The sequence below is a fragment of the Tsukamurella sp. USMM236 genome (genome assembly GCF_037148755.1).
Lineage (GTDB): Bacteria > Actinomycetota > Actinomycetes > Mycobacteriales > Mycobacteriaceae > Tsukamurella.
Genome location: NZ_JBBCSS010000002.1, coordinates 461,348 through 484,227, shown reverse-complemented (window position 1 = coordinate 484,227; position 22,880 = coordinate 461,348). Strand labels below are relative to the sequence as shown.

General features: G+C 72.3%; 18 protein-coding genes. 16 read left to right on the top strand and 2 right to left on the bottom strand.

What is annotated here, in order from left to right; genetic code table 11:
* Positions 1-381 precede the first annotated feature (381 nt).
* A complete protein-coding gene (ypfJ, locus tag WFK95_RS08200) occupies positions 382-1,281 on the bottom strand; it encodes a KPN_02809 family neutral zinc metallopeptidase (protein ID WP_336670415.1) in 900 nt (299 codons plus the stop codon).
* A gap of 97 nt (positions 1,282-1,378) precedes the next feature.
* Here ypfJ and aspS point away from each other — a divergent pair, with 97 nt between their 5' ends.
* From aspS to WFK95_RS08140, 12 genes are all read left to right on the top strand, one after another.
* Positions 1,379-3,181, top strand: a complete 1,803-nt coding sequence (gene aspS, locus WFK95_RS08195) for an aspartate--tRNA ligase (RefSeq protein WP_336670414.1) — start codon at positions 1,379-1,381, stop codon at positions 3,179-3,181.
* 4 nt (positions 3,182-3,185) lie between these two features.
* Positions 3,186-4,118 (top strand): DUF389 domain-containing protein, encoded by a 933-nt coding sequence (locus WFK95_RS08190; protein ID WP_336670413.1) that lies wholly within the window; start codon positions 3,186-3,188, stop codon positions 4,116-4,118.
* Positions 4,115-6,589 (top strand): circularly permuted type 2 ATP-grasp protein, encoded by a 2,475-nt coding sequence (locus tag WFK95_RS08185; protein ID WP_336670412.1) that lies wholly within the window; start codon positions 4,115-4,117, stop codon positions 6,587-6,589. Before WFK95_RS08190 ends, WFK95_RS08185 begins: the two co-directional genes overlap by 4 nt.
* Positions 6,580-7,497: a transglutaminase family protein gene (locus tag WFK95_RS08180; RefSeq protein ID WP_224645012.1), complete on the top strand. Its 918-nt coding sequence runs from the start codon at positions 6,580-6,582 to the stop codon at positions 7,495-7,497. Before WFK95_RS08185 ends, WFK95_RS08180 begins: the two co-directional genes overlap by 10 nt.
* A 15-nt stretch (positions 7,498-7,512) precedes the next feature.
* Positions 7,513-8,619, top strand: a complete 1,107-nt coding sequence (locus WFK95_RS08175) for a hypothetical protein (protein WP_224645013.1) — start codon at positions 7,513-7,515, stop codon at positions 8,617-8,619.
* Positions 8,620-8,644: 25 nt separating this feature from the next.
* Positions 8,645-10,015 carry a replication-associated recombination protein A gene (locus tag WFK95_RS08170; RefSeq protein WP_224645014.1) on the top strand — a complete coding sequence of 457 codons (1,371 nt, stop codon included), beginning with the start codon at positions 8,645-8,647 and terminating at the stop codon, positions 10,013-10,015.
* 110 nt (positions 10,016-10,125) lie between these two features.
* Entirely contained in the window at positions 10,126-12,798 is a 2,673-nt protein-coding gene (gene alaS / locus WFK95_RS08165; RefSeq protein WP_336670411.1) for an alanine--tRNA ligase, read from the top strand.
* 2 nt (positions 12,799-12,800) lie between these two features.
* Positions 12,801-13,289, top strand: a complete 489-nt coding sequence (gene ruvX / locus WFK95_RS08160) for a Holliday junction resolvase RuvX (RefSeq protein WP_224645016.1) — start codon at positions 12,801-12,803, stop codon at positions 13,287-13,289.
* The gene (locus WFK95_RS08155; RefSeq protein WP_224645017.1) at positions 13,286-14,542 is read left to right on the top strand and encodes an endolytic transglycosylase MltG; all 1,257 of its coding nucleotides are present in this window, start codon (positions 13,286-13,288) and stop codon (positions 14,540-14,542) included. Before ruvX ends, WFK95_RS08155 begins: the two co-directional genes overlap by 4 nt.
* A complete protein-coding gene (locus WFK95_RS08150; protein ID WP_336670719.1) occupies positions 14,530-15,354 on the top strand; it encodes a shikimate dehydrogenase in 825 nt (274 codons plus the stop codon). Before WFK95_RS08155 ends, WFK95_RS08150 begins: the two co-directional genes overlap by 13 nt.
* Positions 15,351-15,764 carry an acyl-CoA thioesterase gene (locus tag WFK95_RS08145; protein ID WP_224645018.1) on the top strand — a complete coding sequence of 138 codons (414 nt, stop codon included), beginning with the start codon at positions 15,351-15,353 and terminating at the stop codon, positions 15,762-15,764. Before WFK95_RS08150 ends, WFK95_RS08145 begins: the two co-directional genes overlap by 4 nt.
* A gap of 12 nt (positions 15,765-15,776) precedes the next feature.
* On the top strand, positions 15,777-16,193 hold the full coding sequence (locus tag WFK95_RS08140; protein WP_336670410.1) for an A24 family peptidase: 417 nt from the start codon (positions 15,777-15,779) through the stop codon (positions 16,191-16,193).
* On the opposite strand, the gene WFK95_RS08135 is transcribed toward WFK95_RS08140, so the two are convergent.
* Positions 16,190-17,548 (bottom strand): DUF2252 domain-containing protein, encoded by a 1,359-nt coding sequence (locus WFK95_RS08135; RefSeq protein ID WP_336670409.1) that lies wholly within the window; start codon positions 17,546-17,548, stop codon positions 16,190-16,192. The two genes, WFK95_RS08140 and WFK95_RS08135, sit on opposite strands and share 4 nt — an antisense overlap.
* 157 nt (positions 17,549-17,705) lie before the next feature.
* Here WFK95_RS08135 and WFK95_RS08130 point away from each other — a divergent pair, with 157 nt between their 5' ends.
* From WFK95_RS08130 to WFK95_RS08115, 4 genes are read left to right on the top strand one after another with little or no spacing between them, the layout of a single operon-like run.
* Entirely contained in the window at positions 17,706-18,800 is a 1,095-nt protein-coding gene (locus WFK95_RS08130; protein WP_336670408.1) for an LLM class flavin-dependent oxidoreductase, read from the top strand.
* Entirely contained in the window at positions 18,797-19,828 is a 1,032-nt protein-coding gene (locus WFK95_RS08125; RefSeq protein WP_336670718.1) for an MsnO8 family LLM class oxidoreductase, read from the top strand. The genes WFK95_RS08130 and WFK95_RS08125 overlap by 4 nt, the downstream gene beginning before the upstream one ends.
* Entirely contained in the window at positions 19,813-21,165 is a 1,353-nt protein-coding gene (locus WFK95_RS08120) for an LLM class flavin-dependent oxidoreductase (protein ID WP_336670407.1), read from the top strand. Before WFK95_RS08125 ends, WFK95_RS08120 begins: the two co-directional genes overlap by 16 nt.
* A 55-nt stretch (positions 21,166-21,220) precedes the next feature.
* A complete protein-coding gene (locus WFK95_RS08115; RefSeq protein ID WP_336670406.1) occupies positions 21,221-22,846 on the top strand; it encodes a class I adenylate-forming enzyme family protein in 1,626 nt (541 codons plus the stop codon).
* The last annotated feature ends 34 nt before the right edge of the window (positions 22,847-22,880 follow it).

Genomic DNA, 22,880 nt, shown 5'->3' with positions numbered 1-22,880 from the left:
CTTGAATGCCAGGTTTGCGGCTGCACTTGGGGGTGATTCTCAACGCATTGGACCGAGTGCTCCCTCCAACTCAGTTTCCGCCAGCGCTGACGTCTGACGGTCCGTAGACGGCCTCAAGCGGGGTGTCGCCGGGCACCCAATATGGGATCTGGAAGTTGCCATCGCAAGGCGTCCCACCGCATGGTACGTATTTCTCAGTGTCGGCAAAGGATGTGGCTGAACTGATTGTGCCCATGGAGATGGCAACCACAGCCCCGATCAGAACACTGCGAGCCGAAATCATCTTCATGATTCTAACCTTCCCTCGTGTCTAGTTGATTTCCCAAACAAACGTACCAAAGGTTGTCGGCCATTGAGCGCCGGTTCGGCTATCCGTGATCGTCAGATGTTGCCGCTGAAGGTGTCGCACTGCGCCGGGGCGCCGGTGCGGTAGCCCTGCGAGAACCACCGCACGCGCTGCTCGGACGTACCGTGCGAGAAGGACTCGGGGTTGACGTTGCGGCCCGCGTTGCGCTGGATCGTGTCGTCGCCGATGGCCTGCGCCGTGGTGATCGCTTCGGAGATCTCCTCCTGCGTCAGCGGCTTGAGGATCGCGTCGTCGCCCTTGTCGGCGTGGGCTGCCCAGACGCCGGCGTAGCAGTCGGCCTGCAGCTCGACGCGGACTGAGCCGCCCTGCGCGCCGCGGCCCTGCTGGGCCTTGTTGATGTCGCCGAGGAGGGTCTGCACGTGGTGGCCGAACTCGTGGGCCACGATGTACTCCTGCGAGAACGGCGCGTTGGTGCCGCCCATCTTCTTGATCACGCGATCCATGAAGTCGAGCTGGAACACGGCGACCTGGTCGCTCGGGCAGTAGAACGGACCCGTGTCGGCGCTCGCCACGCCGCAGGCGGTGTTGATGGACTGTGCGTCCGAGGGCATGATCTTGGTCCCGCCGCGCGGGGGCTGGTAGCCGCGCAGGACGGTCGGCCACACCTTGTCGAGTGAGATGGTGGTCGCCTTGATGCGGCAGGTGGTGTTCTTATTCGCGTCGGCGCCCGTCTTGCAGGCCGCGAGGTCGCGATTGACCTGCTCCTGCCCGGCGCTGATGCCTTGACCGGAACCTTGGCCCTGCTGGGACTGCTGCGGGACACCACCGGTGCTCCCGGTGAGGAAGTAGATGATCAGGCCGATCACGACCGTGCCGATGCTGCCGCCGCCGATCACCATGCCGCGGCCGAGGCCGCCACCTCCGCCCGCGCTGACGTTGCCGCCGCTGAGGTCGCTGTCATCCCGAAAGGTCATGCGCACAGCATTCCATGACAGGGGTGAGATCGTGAACCGGTTCGCCCCGTAGCATGACAGGCGCTCGAAGATTCCCCGTCGAAAGGACACCCCGAAAGTGCTGCGCACTCACCTGGCCGGATCGTTGCGTGCAGAGGATGCCGGCACCGTCGTCACCCTCGCGGGCTGGGTGGCGCGTCGGCGTGACCACGGCGGAGTGATCTTCATCGACCTGCGCGACAGCTCCGGCGTCGCCCAGGTCGTCTTCCGCGAGTCGGACGTCGCCGAGCAGGCGCACCGGCTGCGTTCCGAGTACTGCGTGCTGGTGACCGGCACCGTCGAGAAGCGGCCCGAGGGCAGCGAGAACCCGAACCTGCCGTCGGGCGCCATCGAGGTCAACGTGACCGAGCTGATCGTGCTCAACGAGTCGGCGCCGCTGCCCTTCCAGCTCGACGAGGAGCCGGGCGAGGAGGCGCGCCTGAAGTACCGCTACCTGGACCTGCGTCGTGAGGCCCCCGCGGCCGCGATCAAGCTGCGCAGCCAGGCCAACGCGGTGGCGCGCAACATCCTCGCGCTCAACGACTTCACCGAGATCGAGACGCCGACGCTGACCCGCTCCACCCCGGAGGGCGCCCGCGACTTCCTCGTGCCCGCGCGCCTGCGCCCCGGCACCTTCTACGCGCTGCCGCAGAGCCCGCAGCTGTTCAAGCAGCTGCTCATGGTCGCCGGCATGGAGCGGTACTACCAGATCGCGCGCTGTTACCGCGACGAGGACTTCCGCGCCGACCGGCAGCCCGAGTTCACCCAGCTCGACATCGAGATGAGCTTCGTGGACCAGGAGGACGTGATCGCCCTCGGCGAGCAGATCGTCAAGGCACTGTGGTCGCTCATCGGCCACGAGATCCCCACCCCGATCCCGCGCCTGACCTACGCCGAGGCCATGCGCCGCTTCGGCTCGGACAAGCCGGACCTGCGCTTCGGCCTCGAGCTCGTCGAGTGCACCGAGTACTTCAAGGACACGCCGTTCCGCGTCTTCCAGGCGCCGTACGTCGGCGCCGTCGTGATGCCGGGCGGCGCGAGCCAGCCCCGTCGCCAGCTCGACGCGTGGCAGGAGTGGGCGAAGCAGCGCGGCGCCCGCGGCCTCGCGTACGTGCTGATCGGCGAGGACGGCGAGCTGACCGGCCCCGTCGCCAAGAACCTCTCGGACGACGAGCGCGCCGGCCTGGCCGCGCACGTGCACGCCGAGCCGGGCGACTGCGTCTTCTTCGCCGCCGGCCCCACCAAGACGATGCGCGCCCTGCTGGGCGCGGCCCGCGGCGAGATCGCCGACAAGCTGGGCCTCATCAAGGAGGGCGACTGGGCCTTCACCTGGGTCGTCGACGCCCCGCTGTTCGAGCCGGCCGACGATGCGACCGCCTCCGGCGACGTTGCCGTGGGCGACGGCGCCTGGACGGCGGTGCACCACGCCTTCACCAGCCCCAAGCCGGAGTCGGTCGACACCTTCGACACCGACCCGGGCAGCGCCCTGGCCTACGCCTACGACATCGTCTGCAACGGCAACGAGATCGGCGGCGGCTCGATCCGTATCCACCGCAAGGACGTTCAGGAGCGCGTGTTCGCGATCATGGGCATCGACGAGGAGCAGGCCCGCGAGAAGTTCGGCTTCCTGCTCGACGCCTTCTCCTACGGCGCCCCGCCGCACGGCGGCATCGCCTTCGGCTGGGACCGCGTCGTCTCGCTGTTGGCCGGCGCGCCGTCGATCCGCGAGGTCATCGCGTTCCCGAAGTCGGGCGGCGGCGTCGACCCGCTGACCGACGCGCCCGCGGCCATCACGGTGCAGCAGCGCCGCGAGTCGGGCATGGACGCCAAGCCGAAGAAGCCGGAGCAGGCCGCGGCGGACCAGGGCGCCGAGCAGAAGTAGCCGCGTGCGCCACATCCGGGTGATCAGCCCGCCCGATCGGACCGATGCGGTGCTCGCGCTGCTGCGGTCGCGGCCGGGCGTCACCCACATCACGCTGGCGCCCGGCACGTCGCTCGTCCCCGCGGGCGACGTGCTCAGCGCGGAGGTCACCCGGGAGGCCGCGCACCGCGTGCTGCAGGGCCTCGAGGAGCTCGGCATCCCCGCCGACGGCGCCGTCACCGTCTCGACGCTGGACACGGTGCTCTCCGATGCCGCGGACGCGGCCGAGAAGGCGGTGCCCGGCGACCCGTCGGACGCCGTGGTCTGGGAGGAACTGACCGCCCGGACCCGCGAGGAGTCGACGCTCAACTCGACCTTCCTGGCCTTCCTGGTGCTCGCGGTCCTGCTGGCCGCCGTCGGCGTGGTGACCAACTCGCCGGTCACGGTGGTCGGCGCGATGGTCGTGGGGCCCGAGTTCGGGCCGCTCGCCGCGATCGCGGTGGCGCTCGCGACGCGTCGACTGCACTTCGCGATGCGTCCGGTGATCGCGCTGTCGGTCGGTTTCCCCGTGGCGATGCTTTGCACCTGGCTGGGCGCGGAGGCGGCGCTCGCCGCCGACCTGTTCACCGTGGACGTCCTCGACTCCGCGGGCCAGGTCGACTTCATCTACCGCGTCGGGCCGTTCTCGCTCATCGTCGCGCTGCTCGCCGGCGCCGCCGGCATGATCTCGATGGTCACCGCGAAGTCGGCCGCCCTCGTGGGCGTCTTCATCTCCGTCACGACGGTGCCCGCCGCCGGCTACGCCGTGGTCGCCGCGACGGTCGGGGAGTGGCAGCGCGCCCTTGAATCGACGGGGCAGCTCGCGATCAACCTGGTCGGCATCGTTGTCGCGGGTGTCCTCGTGCTGGTCCTGCGGCCCGCCGCGTGGCGCGACATGCGGGAGCAGGTGGGCCTGTGAGCATCGACGCGCTCCGCGACCTCGACGCGGCCGGCCTGCGCCGGCTCTCCGCGCGGGTCCGCGGCCTCATCGACGACGAGGGCATCACCTACAACGCTCTCGACGCCCTTCCCGCCGCCCACGACCCGGCCGTCCCCGGGGCGGCGACCGAACCGGGACCGTGGCGGCTCGACCCGCTGCCGGTACTGCTCGGCGCGGAGGAGTGGGACGCCCTCGCCCGCGGCGTCGCGCAGCGCTCGCTGCTGCTCGACGCGGTCCTCAAGGACTTCTACGGCGAGCAACGCACCCTGCGCAGCGGCACCGTGCCGCCGGAGGTGCTCTTCGCGCACCCCGGCTTCATCCGGCGCGCCGTCGGCGTCCCGTCGCCCGGCCCGCGCTCGCTGTTCCTGCACGGCGTCGACCTCGGGGAGGCGGCCGGCGACGAGGTGACCGGCTACGTCGCGGTCGCGGACCGCACCCAGGCCCCGTCGGGCGTGGGCTACGCGCTCGCCGACCGCCGGGTGACCTCCCGCGCCCTGCCGCGCGAGCTCCGGGCCGAGACGCCGCGTCCCGTCGCGTCCTTCGCGGCGGCCCTGCGCGTCCAGCTGGTCGAGGCGGCCCCGCCCGGCGTCGACGACCCGACCGTCGTCGTGCTCAGCCCCGGCTCGTTCTCCGAGACCGCCTTCGACCAGGCCTACCTCGCGTCGGTCCTCGGCTTCCCGCTCGTCGAGGCGTCCGACCTGACGGTGCGCGACGGGGGCGTGTTCATGCGCTCGCTCGGCCGGATGAAGCGCGTCCACGTGATCCTGCGGCGCGTCGATTCCGAGTTCTCCGACCCCCTCGACCTGCGTACGGACTCGCAGCTCGGGGTCGTCGGCCTGGTGGAGATGATGACCCGCGGGGCGGTCACCGTCGTCAACACGCTCGGCTCGGGTGTCCTCGAGAACCCCGCCCTGCACGCCTACCTGCCGCAGCTGTGCCGCGACCTGCTCGACGAGGACCTGCTGCTCCCGTCCACGCCGACGCTGCACGCCGCCACCCCGGCAGGACGCGCCGCGGTCGACGGCCCGCTCGACGACCGGCTCGTGCTGAACTTCGCCACCGGCGAGCGCTTCGCGGGCGCGGCGCTCGCCGAGGACCGGGCCACCGACCTGCGACGACGGATCGCCGCCGACCCGACGGTGTGGTGCGTCAAGACGCTCGTGCGCTTCACCGGCCGGCCCGCCGTCGAGCGCGGCGCCGTCACCGAGCGCGGCTTCGCCCTGCGCGCCTTCGCCCTCGCGCAGGAGTCCGGATACACGGTGCTGCCGGGCGGCCTCGGCCAGGTGCTGGTCGACGGTGCCGACGGCGCCCTGCTGCACTCGTCGGCCGCCCGCGACGTATGGGTGCCCTCGTCGGAGGAGCTGCGCGCCCCCGCCCGGGTGGCGACCGCGCCCCGCTCGGGCCGGATCGGCGCCGCCGCGAGCGGCCCCGTCGCGACGCCGCGCGTGCTCTCGGACCAGTTCTGGATCGGGCGGTACGCCGAGCGCGCCGAGGCCACCGTGCGGATGCTGTCGATGGCGCACGACCGGAGCCGCGAGTTCCGGCACCGGCCGTGGCAGGCGGGCGCCGACGTGCTGCAGCCGCTGCTCGACGCCGTCGTCGAGGCCACCGTGACCGATCAGCTCGGCCCGATCGTCGTGGAGGGCACGGAGCAGACGGACGTGCTCGCGCGCCTGCGCCGTCTCACCCTCGACGTCGACGTGCCGGGCAGCGTCGCGCACTCGGGCGTGCGGCTGCGGTCCTGCCTGCGGGCCGTGCGCGACCAGATGTCGACCGACACGTGGCTGGTGCTCAGCGGCGCCGAGCGCTCGCTCGGGCGGCTCGCGGCCGACCGCGACGACGCGGGGGAGCAGCTCGACCAGACGCTCGGCGAGGTCCTGGTCTCGCTGCTGGCCTTCGCCGGCCTCGGCCGGGAATCGCTGGTGCAGGACCCGGCCTGGCTCATGATGGACGCCGGCCGCCGCATCGAGCGCGCGCTGCAACTCACCGCCGTCACACGGGCGATGGTGGTCCCCGAGAATCCCGCCGAGATCGAGGCGGGCCTGCTCGACGCGTACCTCGTGACGTGCGAGTCCGCCGTCACCTACCGTCGCCGGCACCGCGCCGTCCTCCGCGCGGGCGCCGCCGTCGACCTGATGTTCCTCGACGCGACCAACCCGCGCTCGCTCGTCGCCGCGCTCACCGCCCTGTCCGCCGACCTGGCGCAGCTGCCCGACGAGCTGCGCAGCGCGACGTGCGAGCGCACCGTCGGCGAGGTCCTGGCGCAGCTGGGGCGGTTCGACCTCGACGACGCCGAGACGATCGTCGACGGGCGGCGGTCGGAGGTCGAGGCACTGCTGGACGCCGTCGACGAGGGCGTGCGGGAGGTCTCCGACGTCCTCGAGCGGACGCGGTTCGCCCCGCCCGCCGCCGCACGGCCGATCTGGGTGGGGGTGCAGTCATGGGCCTGAGTTTCTCGCGCCGCACCGAGGACTCCCGGACCCGCCGGTACCGCGTGGTGCACGAGACCACGTACACCTACGACGCGGAGGTCACGTCCAGCTTCGGGCGCTGCTACCTCTCGCCGCGGGAGCTGTCCGACCAGCGGGTCGACGAGCACGCCATCATCGTCGGGCCCGAGCCCTCGGACCGCTCCGAGGGCGTCGACGCCTACGGCAACACCGACACCTACTTCCACGTGACCACGCCGCACACCCGGCTCCTCGTCCGCGGCGAGTCCCTCGTCGAGGTGGACCCGCTGGACCGGGCGATCACCGACGAGGGACCGGCGCTCGCGCCGTGGGAGTTGGCCCGGCCCGTCGGCGAGGCGGGAGCGCTCGCCGCGCAGTACCGGCTCGACCAGCGGCCGCCCGAGATCGACGACGCCGTGCGCGCCTACGCCGACGCGATCTTCACCCCCGGGAAGCCGCTGGTGGAGGCCGTCGAGGAGCTGACCACGCGGATCTACACGGACTTCGCTTACAAGTCGGGCGCGACGAACGTCTCGACCCGCGTCGGCACCGTGATGGAACGCCGCGAGGGCGTCTGCCAGGACTTCGCGCGCGTCGCGATCGCCTGCCTGCGGTCCAAGGGCCTCGCCGCGCGGTACGTCTCCGGTTACCTCGCGACCGAGCCGCCGCCCGGCCAGGACCGGGTCGTCGGCGCCGGCGCCACCCACGCGTGGGCCGCCGTATGGCTGCCCGGCGACGCGTGGTTACCGTTCGACCCGACCAACAACAAGTTCGTCGACGAGCGGCACGTGACCGTCGCCTGGGGCCGCGATTACGAGGACGTTCCGCCCCTGCGCGGCGTCATCTACACCGAATCGAAGGGATCGAAGATCCATGTCTCCGTGGACGTCGCGCCCCTGCCCGACTGAGGTAGGTTGGAAGTGATGGTCACCGCGCTGGGGTACGAGACGACGAGGGCGGCCCTTTCCGCGGTGGAGGGCCTGCTGGGTCGCCGGGTCGGCGCCTCCGTCGACCTGGGGGAACCCGAGGATCTGGGTGGTTCCGGCCGCACGCTCGTGATGCGCGTGCGGGTGCTGCACAACAACCCGCTGCTGCCGCGGTCCGTCGTGATCAAGCAGTTGCGCGCCGCCGACCACACTGACAAGGACCACTCGGAGGCCTTCGCCCGCGAGGGCGCCGCCTACAAGTTCGCGACCGCGCTGCCGGTCGACGCGCGGCCCGGTCCGCAGCTCCTGGCGTCCGATGCGGAGCAGCGCATCCTCGTGCTCCAGGACCTCGGCGAGGGCGAGACGATGGGGGACCTGCTGCGGCGCACGCCGTCGTCGGGCGCCGCCACGGTGCTCTCCGCCTGGGCGCAGGCCCTCGGCCGCATGCACGCCGGCACCTACGGCCGCGAGCGCGACCTGTCGGTGCTCGCCCGCCGCGAGCACACGGACTCGCGCCACGACCCGGTCGCCGGCGAGGCCGCCCGCGCCGCCGAGGCCGTGCCGGCCGCTGTCGGCGGGGTCGACGATGCCGCGCGCGCCGTGCTCGACGCCGCGGTCGCCCTCTTCACCGAGGGGCCGTTCCGAGCGTTCAGCCCGTCCGACGTCGGTCCCGACAACACCCACGTCGTGGGTGGCGCCGTGCGCTTCCTGGACTACGAGTGGGCCGGCTTCCGCGACGGCGCGCTGGACGTGGCCTACGCGCTGCTGACCTACCCGGACTGCACCGAGGACGGCCACGACCCCGACCTCGACGTCGCGATCGTGGAGGCCTGGCGCTCGGAGGTCGTGCGGCTGTGGCCGCGCCTCGCCGACGACGTCTCGCTCCGCCGCCACGTGACCACGGCCAAGCTGGCCTGGCTCACCCTGGCCACCTACTGGGCGCTCGGCCTCGATTCCGCCAGCCGGATCGACGCCGGCCACCTCGACAGCCTGCCGGCGTGGTCGTACGACGACCTCGCGGCGCGCTGGGACCGGCTGGCCGCGGCGGATCCGCGGGTCCGCGACTTCGCCGTCGCGGCCGCCGCGAAGGTCCGGGCGCTGTGACCCGCCCCGCGGAGGTCCGCACCCGGTGACCGGCTCCCTGTTCGGCGACGACGGGGACCTCGGAGCGCCACCCGAAGCACCCCCGTCCCGGGGACCGGTCGAGTTCGTCCCCACCCACGCGGGCACGCCGCTCGCGGTCCGCATGCGGCCCCGCGACCTCGACGAGGTGCTCGGGCAGGAGCACCTGCTCGGCCCCGGGACGCCGCTGCGCCGGCTCATCGACGGTGCGGGCGCGGCCAGCGTGATCCTGTACGGCCCGCCCGGCACCGGCAAGACGACGATCGCCTCGCTCATCTCCGGCGCGACGGGCCGCCGGTTCGAGGCGCTGTCCGCCCTCTCGGCGGGCGTCAAGGACGTGCGCGCCGTCATCGAGCTGGCCCGCCGCCGCCTCCTCGTCGACGAGCAGACGGTGCTCTTCATCGACGAGGTGCACCGGTTCTCCAAGGCGCAGCAGGACGCACTGCTCGCGGCCGTGGAGAACCGCGTCGTGCTGCTCGTCGCGGCCACCACCGAGAACCCCAGCTTCTCGGTGGTCTCGCCGCTGCTCTCGCGCTCCCTCATCCTGCAACTGCGCCCGCTCGAGCCCTCACACATCTCCGAGCTCATCGACCGCGCCCTGTCGGACCCGCGGGGCTACGACGGCGCGCTCACCATCGCCGACGAGGCCCGCGAGCACCTCGTGCGCCTGGCCGGCGGCGACGCCCGGCGCTCGCTCACCGCGCTCGAGGCGGCCGCGGACGTGACGCTGGGCGAGGGCGGCGACGAGATCACCCTGGAGGCCGTCGAGTCGTCGATCGACACCGCCGCCGTGCGGTACGACCGGGCGGGCGACCAGCACTACGACGTGATCAGTGCCTTCATCAAGTCGATCCGCGGCTCCGACGTCGACGCGGCGCTGCACTACCTCGCCCGGATGATCTCGGCGGGCGAGGACCCGCGGTTCATCGCCCGCCGCCTCGTCGTGCACGCCTCCGAGGACATCGGCATGGCCGACCCGCAGGCGCTGCTCGTCGCGACTGCCGCGGCGCAGGCGGTCCAGCTCATCGGCATGCCCGAGGCGCGGCTCGCGCTGGCGCAGGCCACGATCCATCTTGCCTCGGCGCCCAAGTCCGACGGGGTCGTCGCGGCGATCGGCGCCGCGATGGGCGACGTGGCGGCCGGCAAGGCCGGGCCGGTGCCGCCGCACCTGCGCGACGGCCACTACGCCGGCGCGGAGAAGCTGGGCAACGCCCAGGGCTACGTCTACCCGCACGGGGTCCCGGGCGGCGTCGCCGCGCAGCAGTACCCGCCCGACGACCTGGTCGGTGTCGACTACTACGCCCCCACCGATCACGGTTTCGAGCGGGAGATCGGCCCGCGGGTGACCCGGCTGCGCGGGATCCTCCGGCGTCGGTGACGCGACGGCCGGACCGGGCCGAGGAACGCACGTGCGCCGGGTGTCGGCGCGTCGGTAAGGTGGTTGGGTCGCTGTAACGCTCGAAGACACTCAGAACGCGAAGGATCGCTGTGCAGACCCATGAGATTCGGAAGCGGTTCACGGACCACTTCGTCAAGGCCGGACACACCCAGGTGCCGAGTGCATCGCTGGTGCTGAACGACCCGAATCAGCTGTTCGTGATCGCGGGCATGGTGCCCTTCGTGCCGTTCTTCCTGGGCCAGCAGACCCCGCCGTACGACCGCGCCACGTCGATCCAGAAGTGCGTCCGCACCCTGGACATCGAAGAGGTGGGCATCACCACGCGGCACAACACCTTCTTCCAGATGGCCGGCAACTTCAGCTTCGGCGACTACTTCAAGCGCGACGCCATCCGGTTCGCCTGGTCGCTGCTGACGAACCCCGTCGAGGACGGCGGCTTCGGGATGGATCCCGAGCGCCTGTGGTCGACGGTCTACCTCGACGACGACGAGGCCCGCGACCTGTGGCTCGAGGTCGGCCAGGTCCCCGAGCGCATCCAGCGCCGCGGCATGAAGGACAACTACTGGTCGATGGGCATCCCCGGCCCCGCCGGCCCGTGCTCGGAGATCTTCTACGACCGCGGCCCCGAGTACGGCGCCCCGGGTGGCCCCGAGGCCGACGAGGACCGCTACATCGAGATCTGGAACCTCGTCTTCATGCAGAACGAGCGGGGCCAGGGCGGCGGCAAGGAGAACTTCGAGATCCTCGGCGAGCTGCCGAAGAAGAACATCGACACCGGCATGGGCGTCGAGCGCGTCGCGTTCCTGCTGCAGGGCGTCGACAACGTCTACGACACCGACCTGCTGCGCCCCGTGATCGATCGCGCGCAGGAGCTCACCGGCCAGCGCTACAACGCCGGCGACGCCGAGCACGACCGCCTGTTCCGCGTCATCGCCGACCACACCCGCACCGCCGTCATGCTCATCCAGGACGGCGTGAACCCCGGCAACGACGGCCGCGGCTACGTGCTGCGCCGCCTGCTGCGCCGCGTCGTCCGCTCGGCCCGCCTCCTCGGCGCCACCGGCGAGACCATGGGCGACTTCGTCGACACCGTCATCTCGACGATGACGCCGTCGTACCCCGAGCTCGCCGACGACGCGCAGCGGATCCGCACCGTCGCCACCGGCGAGGAGCAGGCCTTCCTCAAGACCCTGGAGCAGGGCACCACCCTGTTCGGCAACGCCGTCGACGCCACCAAGTCCTCCGGGAAGACGGTGCTCTCCGGCGACGACGCCTTCACCCTGCACGACACCTACGGCTTCCCGATCGACCTCACGCTGGAGATGGCCGCCGAGGCCGGCCTGCAGGTCGACGAGGAGGGCTTCCGCGGCCTCATGGCCGAGCAGCGCCAGCGCGCCAAGGACGACGCGAACTCCCGCAAGTCGGCGCTCGCCGACCTCTCGGTGTTCCGCGAGTTCCTCGACCGTGGTCCCACCGAGTTCACCGGCTTCGACGAGCTGGTCTCCGACGCCCAGGTGCTCGGCCTGGTCAAGGACGGCGTCCGCGTGCCCGTCGTGCACCAGGGCGACGACGTGGAGATCGTGCTCGATCGCAGCCCGCTCTACGCCGAGGCCGGCGGCCAGCTCTCCGACATCGGCACCATCACCACGGCCGCCGGCGCGCAGATCGTCGTCACCGACGTGCAGCGCGTCGCCAAGACGCTGTGGCGCCACCAGGGCACCGTCGCCTCCGGCGAGGTCTCCGAGGGCGACACCGTCACCGTCGCCGCCGACGCGGGCCACCGCCACGGCAGCACCCAGGGCCACTCCGGCACCCACCTCGTGCACGCCGCGCTGCGCCAGGTGCTCGGCCCCAACGCCGTCCAGGCGGGCTCGCTCAACAAGCCCGGCTACCTGCGGTTCGACTTCCGCTGGTCCGGAGGCCTGAACGGCGACCAGCGCACCGACATCGAGCGCGTCACCAACGAGGCCGTCCAGGCCGACTACGCGGTGCACACCGATGTCACGGACCTGGAGACCGCCAAGCGGCGCGGCGCGATGGCGCTGTTCGGCGAGAACTACGGCGATCAGGTGCGCGTCGTGGAGATCGGCGGCCCGTTCTCGATGGAGCTGTGCGGCGGCACGCACGTCGCCAGCTCGGGCCTCGTCGGCCCCGTCACCGTGCTCGGCGAGAGCTCCGTGGGCTCCGGCGTGCGGCGCGTCGAGGCGTACGTGGGCCTCGACTCGCAGAAGTACCTCGCCAAGGAGCACGCGCTCGTCTCGGCGCTGTCCAGCTCGCTCAAGGTGCCCTCCGAGGAGGTGCCCGCTCGCGTCGAGTCGCTGGTCACCCGCCTCAAGGACGCCGAGAAGGAGCTGGAGAAGCTCCGCGCGCAGGCCGCCCTCTCGGCGCTGGCCGAGCTGGCCTCGTCGCCGGAGCGCGTCGGCGCGGTCCGCCTCGTGGCCGCGAAGGCCCCGCAGGGCGTCACCGCGGGCGAGCTCCGCGGCCTGGTCACCCAGCTCAAGGGCCGGCTCGGCGCCGAGCCCGCCGTCATCGCGCTGTTCGCGGTCGACGGCGACAAGGTCCCGTTCGTGGTGGCCGCCAACGACGCCGCCCAGGACCTGGGCGTCAAGGCCGGCGACGTGGTCAAGGCCGCGGCGCCGTCCGTGGGCGGCCGTGGCGGCGGCAAGGCCGACATGGCGCAGGGCGCGGGTTCGGACGCCTCCGGGGTCGACGGTGCCCTCACCGCGGTCCGGGCCGAGGTCGCGCGGACGGTCGGCGCCTGACGGTGAGCGGCGCGGAGCCCGCCTGGGAGCGGGGCCGGCGGCTGGCCCTCGACGTGGGCAAGGCCCGCATCGGGGTGGCCGTCTGCGACCCCGACGGGATCCTCGCGACGCCGGTCGAGACGGTGCGCGCCGCGAAGGACGGGTCGGACCTGCGCCGGATCGCGCAGCTCGTGGTCGATTACGAGCCGGTCGAGATCGTGATCGGCATGCCGCGCACCCTCCGCGGGGAGCACGGCGCGTCGGCGAAGATGGCCGAGGGTTTCGCGCGGCGGCTCGCCGGGGTTCTCGGTGCCGCGAGCACGACGCCGCCCCGGGTATGTTTTTTCGATGAGCGCTTCACCACCGTCACGGCGCAGCGGGCGCTGCGCGAGAACGGGGTGCGGGCGAAGGAGCAGCGAGCGGTGATCGATCAGGCCGCCGCGGTGGCCATCCTCCAGGGATGGCTCGACGAGCGGAGGCCGGTGTCCGGTCCCGAGGAGGTCGACGAGTGAGCGACGGCTGGAACAACGAGCGCGCCGATCCGGTGGCGGTCGGCGAACAGCGGTCCACCCGCTCGGAGCGGCGCCGCGCGGCGCAGCGCGAGCGGATCAAGCGCCGTCGCCGCGTCGCGCTGCTGTCGCTGATCGTCGTCTTCCTGGTCGTCATCGGCGGCGTGCTGTGGACGGTGCGCGGCTCCCTGTTCGGCGGCGGCTCCACGCCCGAGGATTACGCCTCCGGGCAGGCGGGTCCCGAGGTCGTGGTCCACATCGAGGGCCAGAACAACTCCGACTTCGCGCAGAACCTCGTGGACGCGGGCGTGGTGAAGTCCGTGGGCGCGTTCAACCAGGCGGCGGGCGACAAGCCGATCTCCGCGGGCTACTACGAGCTGCGCAAGTCGCTGCCGGCGTCGGAGGTCGTCACCATGCTGGTCGACCCGGCGCGGTCGCACCGCGTGGGCATGCTCAACGTCTCCGCCGGCGCCGTCCTCGACGACAAGCGCAGCAAGGACAACAAGGTCGCGCAGGGCATCTTCAGCCAGCTCTCCGCCGCCACCGCGCACACCGTCGACGGCGTGAAGAAGCAGACTCCGAAGGCCGAGTTCGTCAAGGTCGCTTCCGCCGCGTCGGTCGCCGACCTGGGCGTCCCGGAGTGGGCCGCCGCCACCGTCACCCGGCTCAAGGGCGATCACCGCCGCATCGAGGGCCTCATCGCGCCCGGCGTCTGGGACCAGATCGATCCCGCGGGGACGCCGACCGCCATCCTCAAGCAGCTCATCACCGCATCGGCCAAGCAGTACGAGGCGCAGGGCCTGCTCACCGCGAGCCGGACGTCCCCCGCGAAGCTGGCGCCGTACCAGGTGCTGGTCTCGGCGTCGATCGTCGAGCGCGAGGTCAACCAGGCCGACGACTACCCGAAGGTCGCGCGGGTGATCCTCAACCGTCTCGCGAAGAACCAGAAGCTCGAGATGGACTCGACGGTCAACTACGGCGAGGCCGTCACCGGCATCGACGTCGCGGGCGAGAAACTGCTCAAGAAGACCGAGTGGAACACCTACGCCAAGACGGGCCTGCCGGCCACGCCGATCGGCGCCGTCGGCACCGACGCGCTGGTCGCGACGGAGAACCCCGCGCCCGGGCCGTGGCTGTACTTCGTCACCGTCGACAGCAAGGGCACCACGCTGTTCACCGACGACTTCGCCCAGCACGAGCGCAATCGGCAGAAGGCGTGCGACACCAAGTTCCTCACCGTCGGCTGCGGTCCGTGACGCGGCGCGCCGCCGTCCTCGGCAAGCCGATCACCCACTCGCTCTCGCCCGTCCTGCACGGCGCGGCCTTCGCCGCGCTCGGCCTGGACTGGACCTACGAGCGGATCGAGTGCGACGCGGAGGCGCTGCCCGGCCTCGTCGGCGGTCTCGGCCCCGAGTGGGTCGGCCTGTCGGTCACAATGCCGGGCAAGTTCGCGGCGCTGGAGTTCGCCGACGAGCGCACCGAGCGCGCCGTCACGGTCGGCTCCGCCAACACCCTGGTCCGTACGGAGTCGGGCTGGCTCGCCGACTGCACGGACGTCGACGGCGCTGCCGGCCTCCTCGCCGAGTGCGGCGCTGCGGGGGAGTCCGCGGTCGTCGTCGGCGCGGGCGGCACGGCCCGCCCGGTGTTCGCCGCGCTCGCCGAGCGGGGTTTCACCCGCACGACGGTGCTCGCCCGCTCGGAGGAGAGGGCGCAGGGCGCGCTCGCGTGCGCCGAGGCCTTCGGGCTGACGGCCGCCTGGGCGCCGCTCACCGCGGCGGCGGTTCCGCGGGCCGACGTGGTCGTCTCCACGCTGCCCGGCGCCGCCCAGCCCGACGACTTCCCGCTGATGGACGCGCTGTCGTCGGCGGCGCCCGCCGTCGCGGACGTGGCCTACGACCCGTGGCCGACACTGCTCGTCGCCGCCGCGGAGTCGAAGGGCGCGCGCACCGCCGGCGGCCTGACGATGCTGCTGCACCAGGCCTTCCGGCAGGCGGAGTGGTTCACCGGCAGGCCCGCGCCGCGGGAGGCGATGGCGACGGCGCTCGCCGCCGCGAGGGAGGCCCGATGAGCACCGACTTCCGCTACCGCTTCCGGCCGCGGTACTACGAGATCGACCGCCAGGGCGTCATGTTCAACATGTGGTACCTCGGCTACGTCGACACGGCGATCGGCGAGTTCTACGCCGATCGCGGCACGCCGTACGAGGCGATGATCGCCGCGGGCTACGACTCGCAGGTGGTGCACGTCGAGCTCGACTACGCCGCGGGGCTGACCGACGAGGGCGACACCGAGCTCGTCATGCGGACCGGCAGGATCGGCACGAAGAGCTTCACGATCGAGTTCGTCTTCGTCACCGATCTCGACGCCGGCGAGCCGACCGAGGCCGTCGCCGGGCGGATCGTCTACGCCGTGATCGCCGCCGACGGCTCGGGCTCCATCCCGATTCCCGATGCGCTGCGCGAGGCCCTGCAGGCCTGACACACTGGCCCCGTGGAGTGGGGGCTCTTCGGGGGTGTCTTCCTGGCGTGGTGCGCCGCGCTGTGCTGGTTCGACGTGCGGGAACGGAGGCTCCCGAACGTCCTGACCCTGCCCGCCGCGAGCGTCGCTCTCGCCGGCTCGCTCTGGGCCGTGTTAGACGGTGACTCCGCCCCGCTGGTCGGAGCCGCCGTCTGGACCGCGGTGAACGGCGCCGCCTTCCTCGCGCGCGGCATGGGTGCGGGCGATGTGAAGCTGGCGCCGGCCCTCGGTGCCGCCGTCGCCTGGTCGGGTGGCGTCCCCGCGGTAATCCTGGTGATCCTCGGCGCGCAGCTGGTCACGCTGGCCTGGGCGCTCACCACCCGCGACCGCACGGTGCCCCACGGCCCGCCGATGATCGCCGCCGCGCTGTTCGCGGGGTTCGCGACCTAGGGCCAGCCCGGTGCGGCCGGAACCGTTCCGGCGGCGACGGCGTCCGCCAACTGGGCATGGTCGCGACTGTTCTGCTCGGCGTACGCGAACGCGAAGTCGGTGAAGGCGTCGGCCACGCGCGGAGCGGCGCCCAAGTAGCCGTCGATCTGCGCGGCGTCGCCGCTGCGGGCGTGGGCGCGGGCGAGGACGTGGCCGCAGGCCTCGGCGAACGCCGGGAGCCGGGGCGCGATGACGGCGCCGTCGGGGATCACCTTGCCGTCCCGGAACTGCCGGACGTAGTAGTCCATCCCGTCGATCGAGGTCCAGCCGACGAACATGTCCGTGGAGGCCTGGATGAGGCGTTGCCCCTGCACCACCCGCGCCCCGTGGGTCGAGTACCGGCTAGGCCCCAGGAACTGTTCGTAGACGGAGGGGCCGGCCTGTTTGACCTGGAGGAACAGCGCGTCGCCCGTGCGGCGTTCCTCGCTCAGCGTGAGGAACACCCGCATGCCGACGCTGCCGACGCCGACCACCTGCTGGACGGCGTCGACGAGGTCGTAGCGCGACCACAGGTGCGCGATGTGGTCGGCGATGCTCTCGCGGTACTGCGTGACGATCGTGTCGAGCTGTTCCGCGTACTCGCTGAGGGCGTGCGTGCGGTACGGCGGATCCTCGATGATCTGGCGGGTCCCGTCGACCAACTGTGTGAACTTCTTGAGGGCCCCGCGCTGGGAACGCTTGTCGGCGCGCTTCTCGATCTGCTCCTCCACCCGATGCTCGTCGTCGGGCGCGAGATACTCGGCGAGCTGCGTGACGTCGACGTTGTCGTACCAGATGTCCAGCTCCGGCCACGAGGCGTACGTCGAGATCCACTCGCGATAGCCCTGGTAGCCGCGGCGCACCGCCTCGCGGGCGACCTCCGAGGTGAGCCCGTTGCTCTCGGCGAGGATGACCAGGCTGGTGAGGAACCGCTTGACGTCCCATTCGAAGGGCCCGGGCAGGGTCTCGTCGAAGTCGCGGAGATCGAACAGGAGGTTGCGCTCGGGGCTGCGCCACATGCCGAAGTTGAGGACGTGCGCGTCGCCGCAGAGCTGCACCTGCAGGTCCGTGTGCGGTGCGGACGCGAGGTCCGCCGCCATGACCGCGGCGGCGCCGCGGTAGTAGGTCCAGGGTGACGCCGCCATGCGGCCGTGCCGGATGGGCAGGAGGGCGGTGTCGCGGATCGCGTTCTGCGCGAGGATCGTCTCCAGTGCATCGTGGCCCCGGGTCTCGGGATTCCACACCCCGATGGCGCTGCGGGGCGCCTGCTTCCTGGCTGCCTTGCCCGCTGCTGCGGGTGCCGTCGCGTCTCCGGCGCCGGTGATCGGAGTGTTCATGATCGCAGTGTGCGTCCTCGCGGGCCGCGTGCGGTGGCGAATGGCAGGGAATCTTCGTGCGATCTTCATATTCGGCGAACGCCGCCGCCCGATTCCCTTGGATCCACGGTGAGCGCAAGGGGTCACAGACGAAACCGCGCGGCATACCGTCGAATCCGTGACCGCACCGACCTCACGCCCTGTCCTCGGGATAGCCCTGGAGCCGTTCGGCTGGCATCCCGCAGCGTTCGCGGAGGTCGGCGCGGATCCACTGGAGGCCACCTCCGCGGAGCACTGGGTTGGGCTGGCCCGCTCCGCGGAGGTGGCCGCCGCCGACCTCGTGACCTTCGAGGACTCCTTCTCGCTCACCGCCCGCGACCGCCTCACCGGCCGGTTCGACGCCACCCTGCTCGCCGCGCGCGTGGCGCCCGCGGTCCCGCGGATCGGCCTGGTCCCCACGGTGACCGCGACCCATACCGAGCCCTTCCACGCCTCGAAGGCGATCGCGACGCTCGACTACGTCAGCGGCGGTCGCGCCGGCGTGCTCCCCGCCACCACGGGCGACGCGGCCGACGCGGCCCTCTTCGGCCGGAAGGCGCCGCAGGACGCGGCGTCGCGCGCCGCCGAGGCCCGCGAGTACATCGAGGTGCTGCAGGACCTCTGGGACAGCTGGGAGGACGAGGCCATCGTCAAGGACCTCGCCACCGGCCGGTTCGTCGACCGGGACCGGCTGCACTACATCGACTTCCAGGGCGAGAACTTCGCCGTCAAGGGACCGTCGATCACGCCGCGGCCCCCGCAGGGGCGGCCTCCCGTGATAGCGCGGGTCACCGACGCCGCCTCCGAGTCCGTGGCCGCGGACGCCGACGTCGCGATCGTCCCCGCGGCACCCGACGATCAGCTCGCCGAGACCGCCCGGCGGCTCCGCGCCGCCGGCGTCCCGCTGCTGCTGGTGGACGTCACCGTCCACCTCGCCGACTCGGAGCGGACCGCGCTGCGCCGCATCGAGAAGCTGGACCGGCGCGAGCCCGCGGACGACGACACGCTCGTCTTCGCCGGGACGGGGGAGTCCCTGGCGCGCACCGTCTCCGCGTGGCAGTCCCTCGGCTTCGACGGTGCCCGCCTGCGCCCCGGCGTCAACGCCGTCGACCTGCCCCGCCTGCGCTCCGCGTTCGCGCCGCTCCTCCCCGGAGCCCCGCGGACAGGAACTTTCCGCGAGATCCTCGGCCTCGCACCCGCGGTCAACCGTTTCGCCGCTGTGAAGGGAGCCTGATGACCGGGCTGAACGTCCTCGACCTCGCGCCCATCCCGGACGGCGGCACACCGTCGGACGCGCTGCGCAACACCCTGGACCTCGCGCGCCGCGCCGAGGACTGGGGCTACGGCCGGTACTGGGTCGCCGAGCACCACTTCGCGCACGTCGCGAGCGCCGCCCCGGCCGTGCTGATCGGCGAGATCCTGGCCCGCACGAGCCGGATCCGCGTCGGCTCCGCGGCGGTGCTCATCGGCTTCACCACTGCGCCCGCCGTCGCCGACGCCTTCGGCGTGCTGGCCGCGCTGCATCCCGGCCGGGTGGACATCGGCCTCGGCCGGACCGGCCAGCGCCTGCGGACGCCCCCGCCGGGAGCGCCCGCGCCGAACCCCGCGATCGTCGCCGGCTACGAACAGCTCTACCACCCGAAGGCCGAGCCCCCGAGCTACACCCAGCAGGTCGAGGACGTCCTCGACCTGGTCGGCGGCACGTTCACCGCCGACGGGCACGCGCTGCGCTCCCCGGTCGCGGAGGCGGCCCGGGACGCGCCCGTGTGGATCTTCGGCAGCAGTGCGGGGGAGAGCGCGCAGCTCGCCGGTGCCCGTGGCCTGCCCTTCGTCGCCAACTACCACGTCAGCCCCTCCAGCACGTTGGAGGCGGCGCGGGCCTACCGCGAGGCCTTCGGGCCCTCCGACCGCCTCGCGGCGCCGCACCTCGTGGTGAGCGCCGACGTGGTGGTCGGCGACACCGACGCCCAGGCGCGGGAGCTCGCTGCCGGCTTCCCCGCCTGGGTGCACTCGATCCGCTACGGCACCGGCGCGATCGCCTACCCGCGCGACAGCGCCGGCCTCAGCGACGAGGAGCGCGCGAAGGTCGCCGACCGGACCGACACCCAGTTCGTCGGCGAGCCCGGCCGCGTCGCCGACGGGTTGCGTGCCCTCGTCGAGCGCACCGGTGCCGACGAGCTGGTGATCACCTCGGTCACCCACGATCACGCCGCGCGGCTGCGCAGCCACGAACTCCTGGCCAAGGAATGGGGCCTCCTGTGACCGCCGACCGCGCCGACGTCCCCGTCCGGGAGGGCGTGCACCGCAAGCCGATTCACCTCGCCGCGCACTTCCCCGGCGTCAATCACAACACGGTGTGGTCGGATCCCGCGGCCCGCAGCCAGGTGGAGTTCGACTCCTTCGTCCACCTCGCGCGCGCGGCCGAGCGCGCCAAGTTCGACTTCTTCTTCCTCGCCGAGGGGCTGCGGTTGCGCGAGCACCTCGGCCGGATCCACGACCTCGATGTCGTGGGCCGCCCGGACACGTTCACGGTGCTCGCCGCGCTGGCCGCCGTCACCGACCGGATCGGCCTCGCGGGCACCATCAACACGACCTTCAACGAGCCCTTCGACGTGGCGCGGCAGTTCGGCACGCTCGATCACCTCAGTGGCGGCCGCGCGGCCTGGAATATGGTCACCAGCTCCGACGCCTTCACAGGCGAGAACTTCCGCCGCGGGGGATACCTCGCGCACGCGGACCGGTACCACCGCGCCGACGAGTTCGTGACCGTCGCGCGGAAGTTCTGGGACGGGTGGGGCGACCGCGACGTCGTGCACCACGGGGCGCAGTTCGACGTGCGCGGCACCGCGCCGCTGCCACCGTCGCCGCAGGGGCACCCCGTCCTGCTGCAGGCGGGGGACTCCGGCGAGGGACGCGACTTCGCCGCGGCGCAGGCCGACGCGATCTTCACCCGGCACGGCTCGCTCGAGAGCGGCCGCACCTTCTACGCCGACGTCAAGCGTCGCGCCGCCGACCGCGGCCGGAATCCTGACCACCTCAAGGTCTTCCCAGGTGCCGCCGCCGTCGTCGGTGATACGCCGGACGAGGCGCAGGAGAAGGCGCGCGACATCCGGCGCCGGCAGGTCAGCCCGCAGACCGCGCTGAACTTCCTCGAGCAGGTATGGGGCCGGGAACTGCAATCCTTCGACCCCGACGGTCCGCTGCCCGACGTGGATCCGGTCTACGACGCCCCGGCGGTGCAGGGCCGCGTGCTGCACGCCGATCCCCGCGAGATCGTCGCCACCTACCGCGCCCGGGCCGAGGCCGGCGGCCTCTCCATCCGCGAGCTGGTCATCGAGCTCAACACCCGGCCGCAGTTCGTGGGGACGGCCCAGCAGGTGGCCGACGAGATCGACACCTACATCCAGGCCGACGCCGCCGACGGCTTCATCCTGGTTCCGCATCTCACGCCCACCGGGTTGGACGAGTTCATCGACGGCGTGGTCCCGCTGCTGCAGGAGCGGGGGGCCTTCCGTACCGAGTACGCGGGCACCACCCTCCGCGATCACCTCGGCCTGCCCGTCCCGGGGACGGCGTCGGGGGCGCAGCGCGCCGGTTAGCGCCTCTTCACTGGATTGCCTCGCGCGCCCGGCTCGAACCGGTTAGCGTGCGGCCATGAGCCGTGCGATGCGTCCCGATCTGTCCGGTGTCGACCCCCTCGTGGTCAACCTCACCCACCGCGTGTGCCTGGGCGACCTGCCCACCCGCGCCGCCCGCTCCTTCGGCGATCGCATCGCGCTCGTCGACGGCGGCACGACGGTGACCTACCGCGAGCTGGAGAGCCGCTCGAACGCCCTCGCCCGGGGCCTCCAGGCACGCGGGTACGGCCGCGGCGACGCGATCGCCCTGCAGCTGCAGAACCGGTGGGAGTTCGTGGTCTCCCTGTTCGCGTGCGCGAAGCTCGGCGTCGTGGCGATGCCGCTGAACCTGCTGCTGGGACCGGGCGACGTCGCGTACCAGCTCGGCGACAGCGGCGTCCGCGCCGTCATCACCGAGGACGTCTTCGCGCCCGCGCTCACCGCGGCCCTCGAAGCCGCCGACCACCGGGTCGAGGCCGTCCACATCGTGGCCAACGGCGGCGGCGTGCTGCCCGCCGAGGTGGGCGGCGTCCCGTCGACCGCCTTCGCCGACCTGCCCGACGCGGACGACGCCGTCGTGGAGACGATCGTCGAGGACCGGGACATCCTGCACTGCCTGTACACCTCGGGGACCACGGCCCGGCCGAAGGGTGTGGTCACCAGCCATGTCGCGGTGCACATCTCGGCGCTGTCCTCCGCGGTCGCGCTCGGCGTGCGGCCCGACGTGCAGCCGGCGGTGCAGCCGATCGCGCTGCCGCTCTTCCACGTCACCGCTCTCGACGCCCTGCTCATGCCGATGCTCGTCACCGGTGGCACCGCGGTCCTCCTGCGCGGCTTCGACCCGGCCGCGCTCGCGGGCGCCTTCGTCGACCACCGGGTCACGCACCTGACGCTGCTGCCGATGATGTGGGCGGCCCTGCTCACCCGCCCCGAACTCACCGACGAGAACACCGCGTCGCTCCTCACCGGCCTGTACGCGATGGCGCCGATGCCGGCCGAGCTGCTGACGGCGTTGCGGGCCCGGTTCCCCGGCGCCGCCATCATTCTCGGTTCCGGGCAGACGGAGACGACCCCGGCGTCCGAGGTGCAGTGGACCGGCCACCAGGGCGTCAAGGACGACTCCTGGGGCCCGGCGACCGTCTCGACCGACGTCGCGATCATGGGCGACGACGGTGCGCTGCTCCCGCCGGGTGATGTCGGCGAGATCGTCTACCGCGCACCGCAGCTCATGGAGGGTTACTGGAACAACGCCGCGGCGAACACGGAGGCCTTCGCGCACGGCTGGTTCCACGGCGGCGACATCGGATACCTGGACGACGAGGGCGTCGTCTACTTCACCGACCGCGCGAAGGACATCATCAAGTCGGGCGGCGAGAACGTCTCCTCGGTGGAGGTCGAGCGCGTCCTGCTCGGCCACGACGCGGTCGCCGAGGTCGCCGTCGTCGGCACCCCGCACGAGCGCTGGGGCGAGGCGGTGACGGCCTTCGTCGTGACGTCTCCGTCGGGCGAGGCCGACGGTGACGCCCTCCTCGACTACGCCCGGCAGAACCTCGCGGGGTTCAAGGCGCCCAAGGAGATCGTCTTCGTCGACGCCCTTCCGAAGACCGCGACCGGCAAGATCCAGAAGAACCTCGTCCGGACCCTTCGGGAGACGCACACGTAGTCCACTTGCGCCAGTCGGACTAGTAGCACTGGTC

What these genes read in the sequence shown, in the direction of transcription:
- ypfJ (WP_336670415.1), bottom strand. Translation starts at nt 1,281, where the DNA reads ATGACCTTTCGGGATGACAGCGACCTCAGCGGCGGCAACGTCAGCGCG.
- WFK95_RS08180 (WP_224645012.1), top strand. Translation starts at nt 6,580, where the DNA reads ATGGGCCTGAGTTTCTCGCGCCGCACCGAGGACTCCCGGACCCGCCGG.
- WFK95_RS08175 (WP_224645013.1), top strand. Translation starts at nt 7,513, where the DNA reads ATGGTCACCGCGCTGGGGTACGAGACGACGAGGGCGGCCCTTTCCGCG.
- WFK95_RS08145 (WP_224645018.1), top strand. Translation starts at nt 15,351, where the DNA reads ATGAGCACCGACTTCCGCTACCGCTTCCGGCCGCGGTACTACGAGATC.
- WFK95_RS08135 (WP_336670409.1), bottom strand. Translation starts at nt 17,548, where the DNA reads ATGAACACTCCGATCACCGGCGCCGGAGACGCGACGGCACCCGCAGCA.
- WFK95_RS08120 (WP_336670407.1), top strand. Translation starts at nt 19,813, where the DNA reads ATGGGGCCTCCTGTGACCGCCGACCGCGCCGACGTCCCCGTCCGGGAG.
- WFK95_RS08115 (WP_336670406.1), top strand. Translation starts at nt 21,221, where the DNA reads ATGAGCCGTGCGATGCGTCCCGATCTGTCCGGTGTCGACCCCCTCGTG.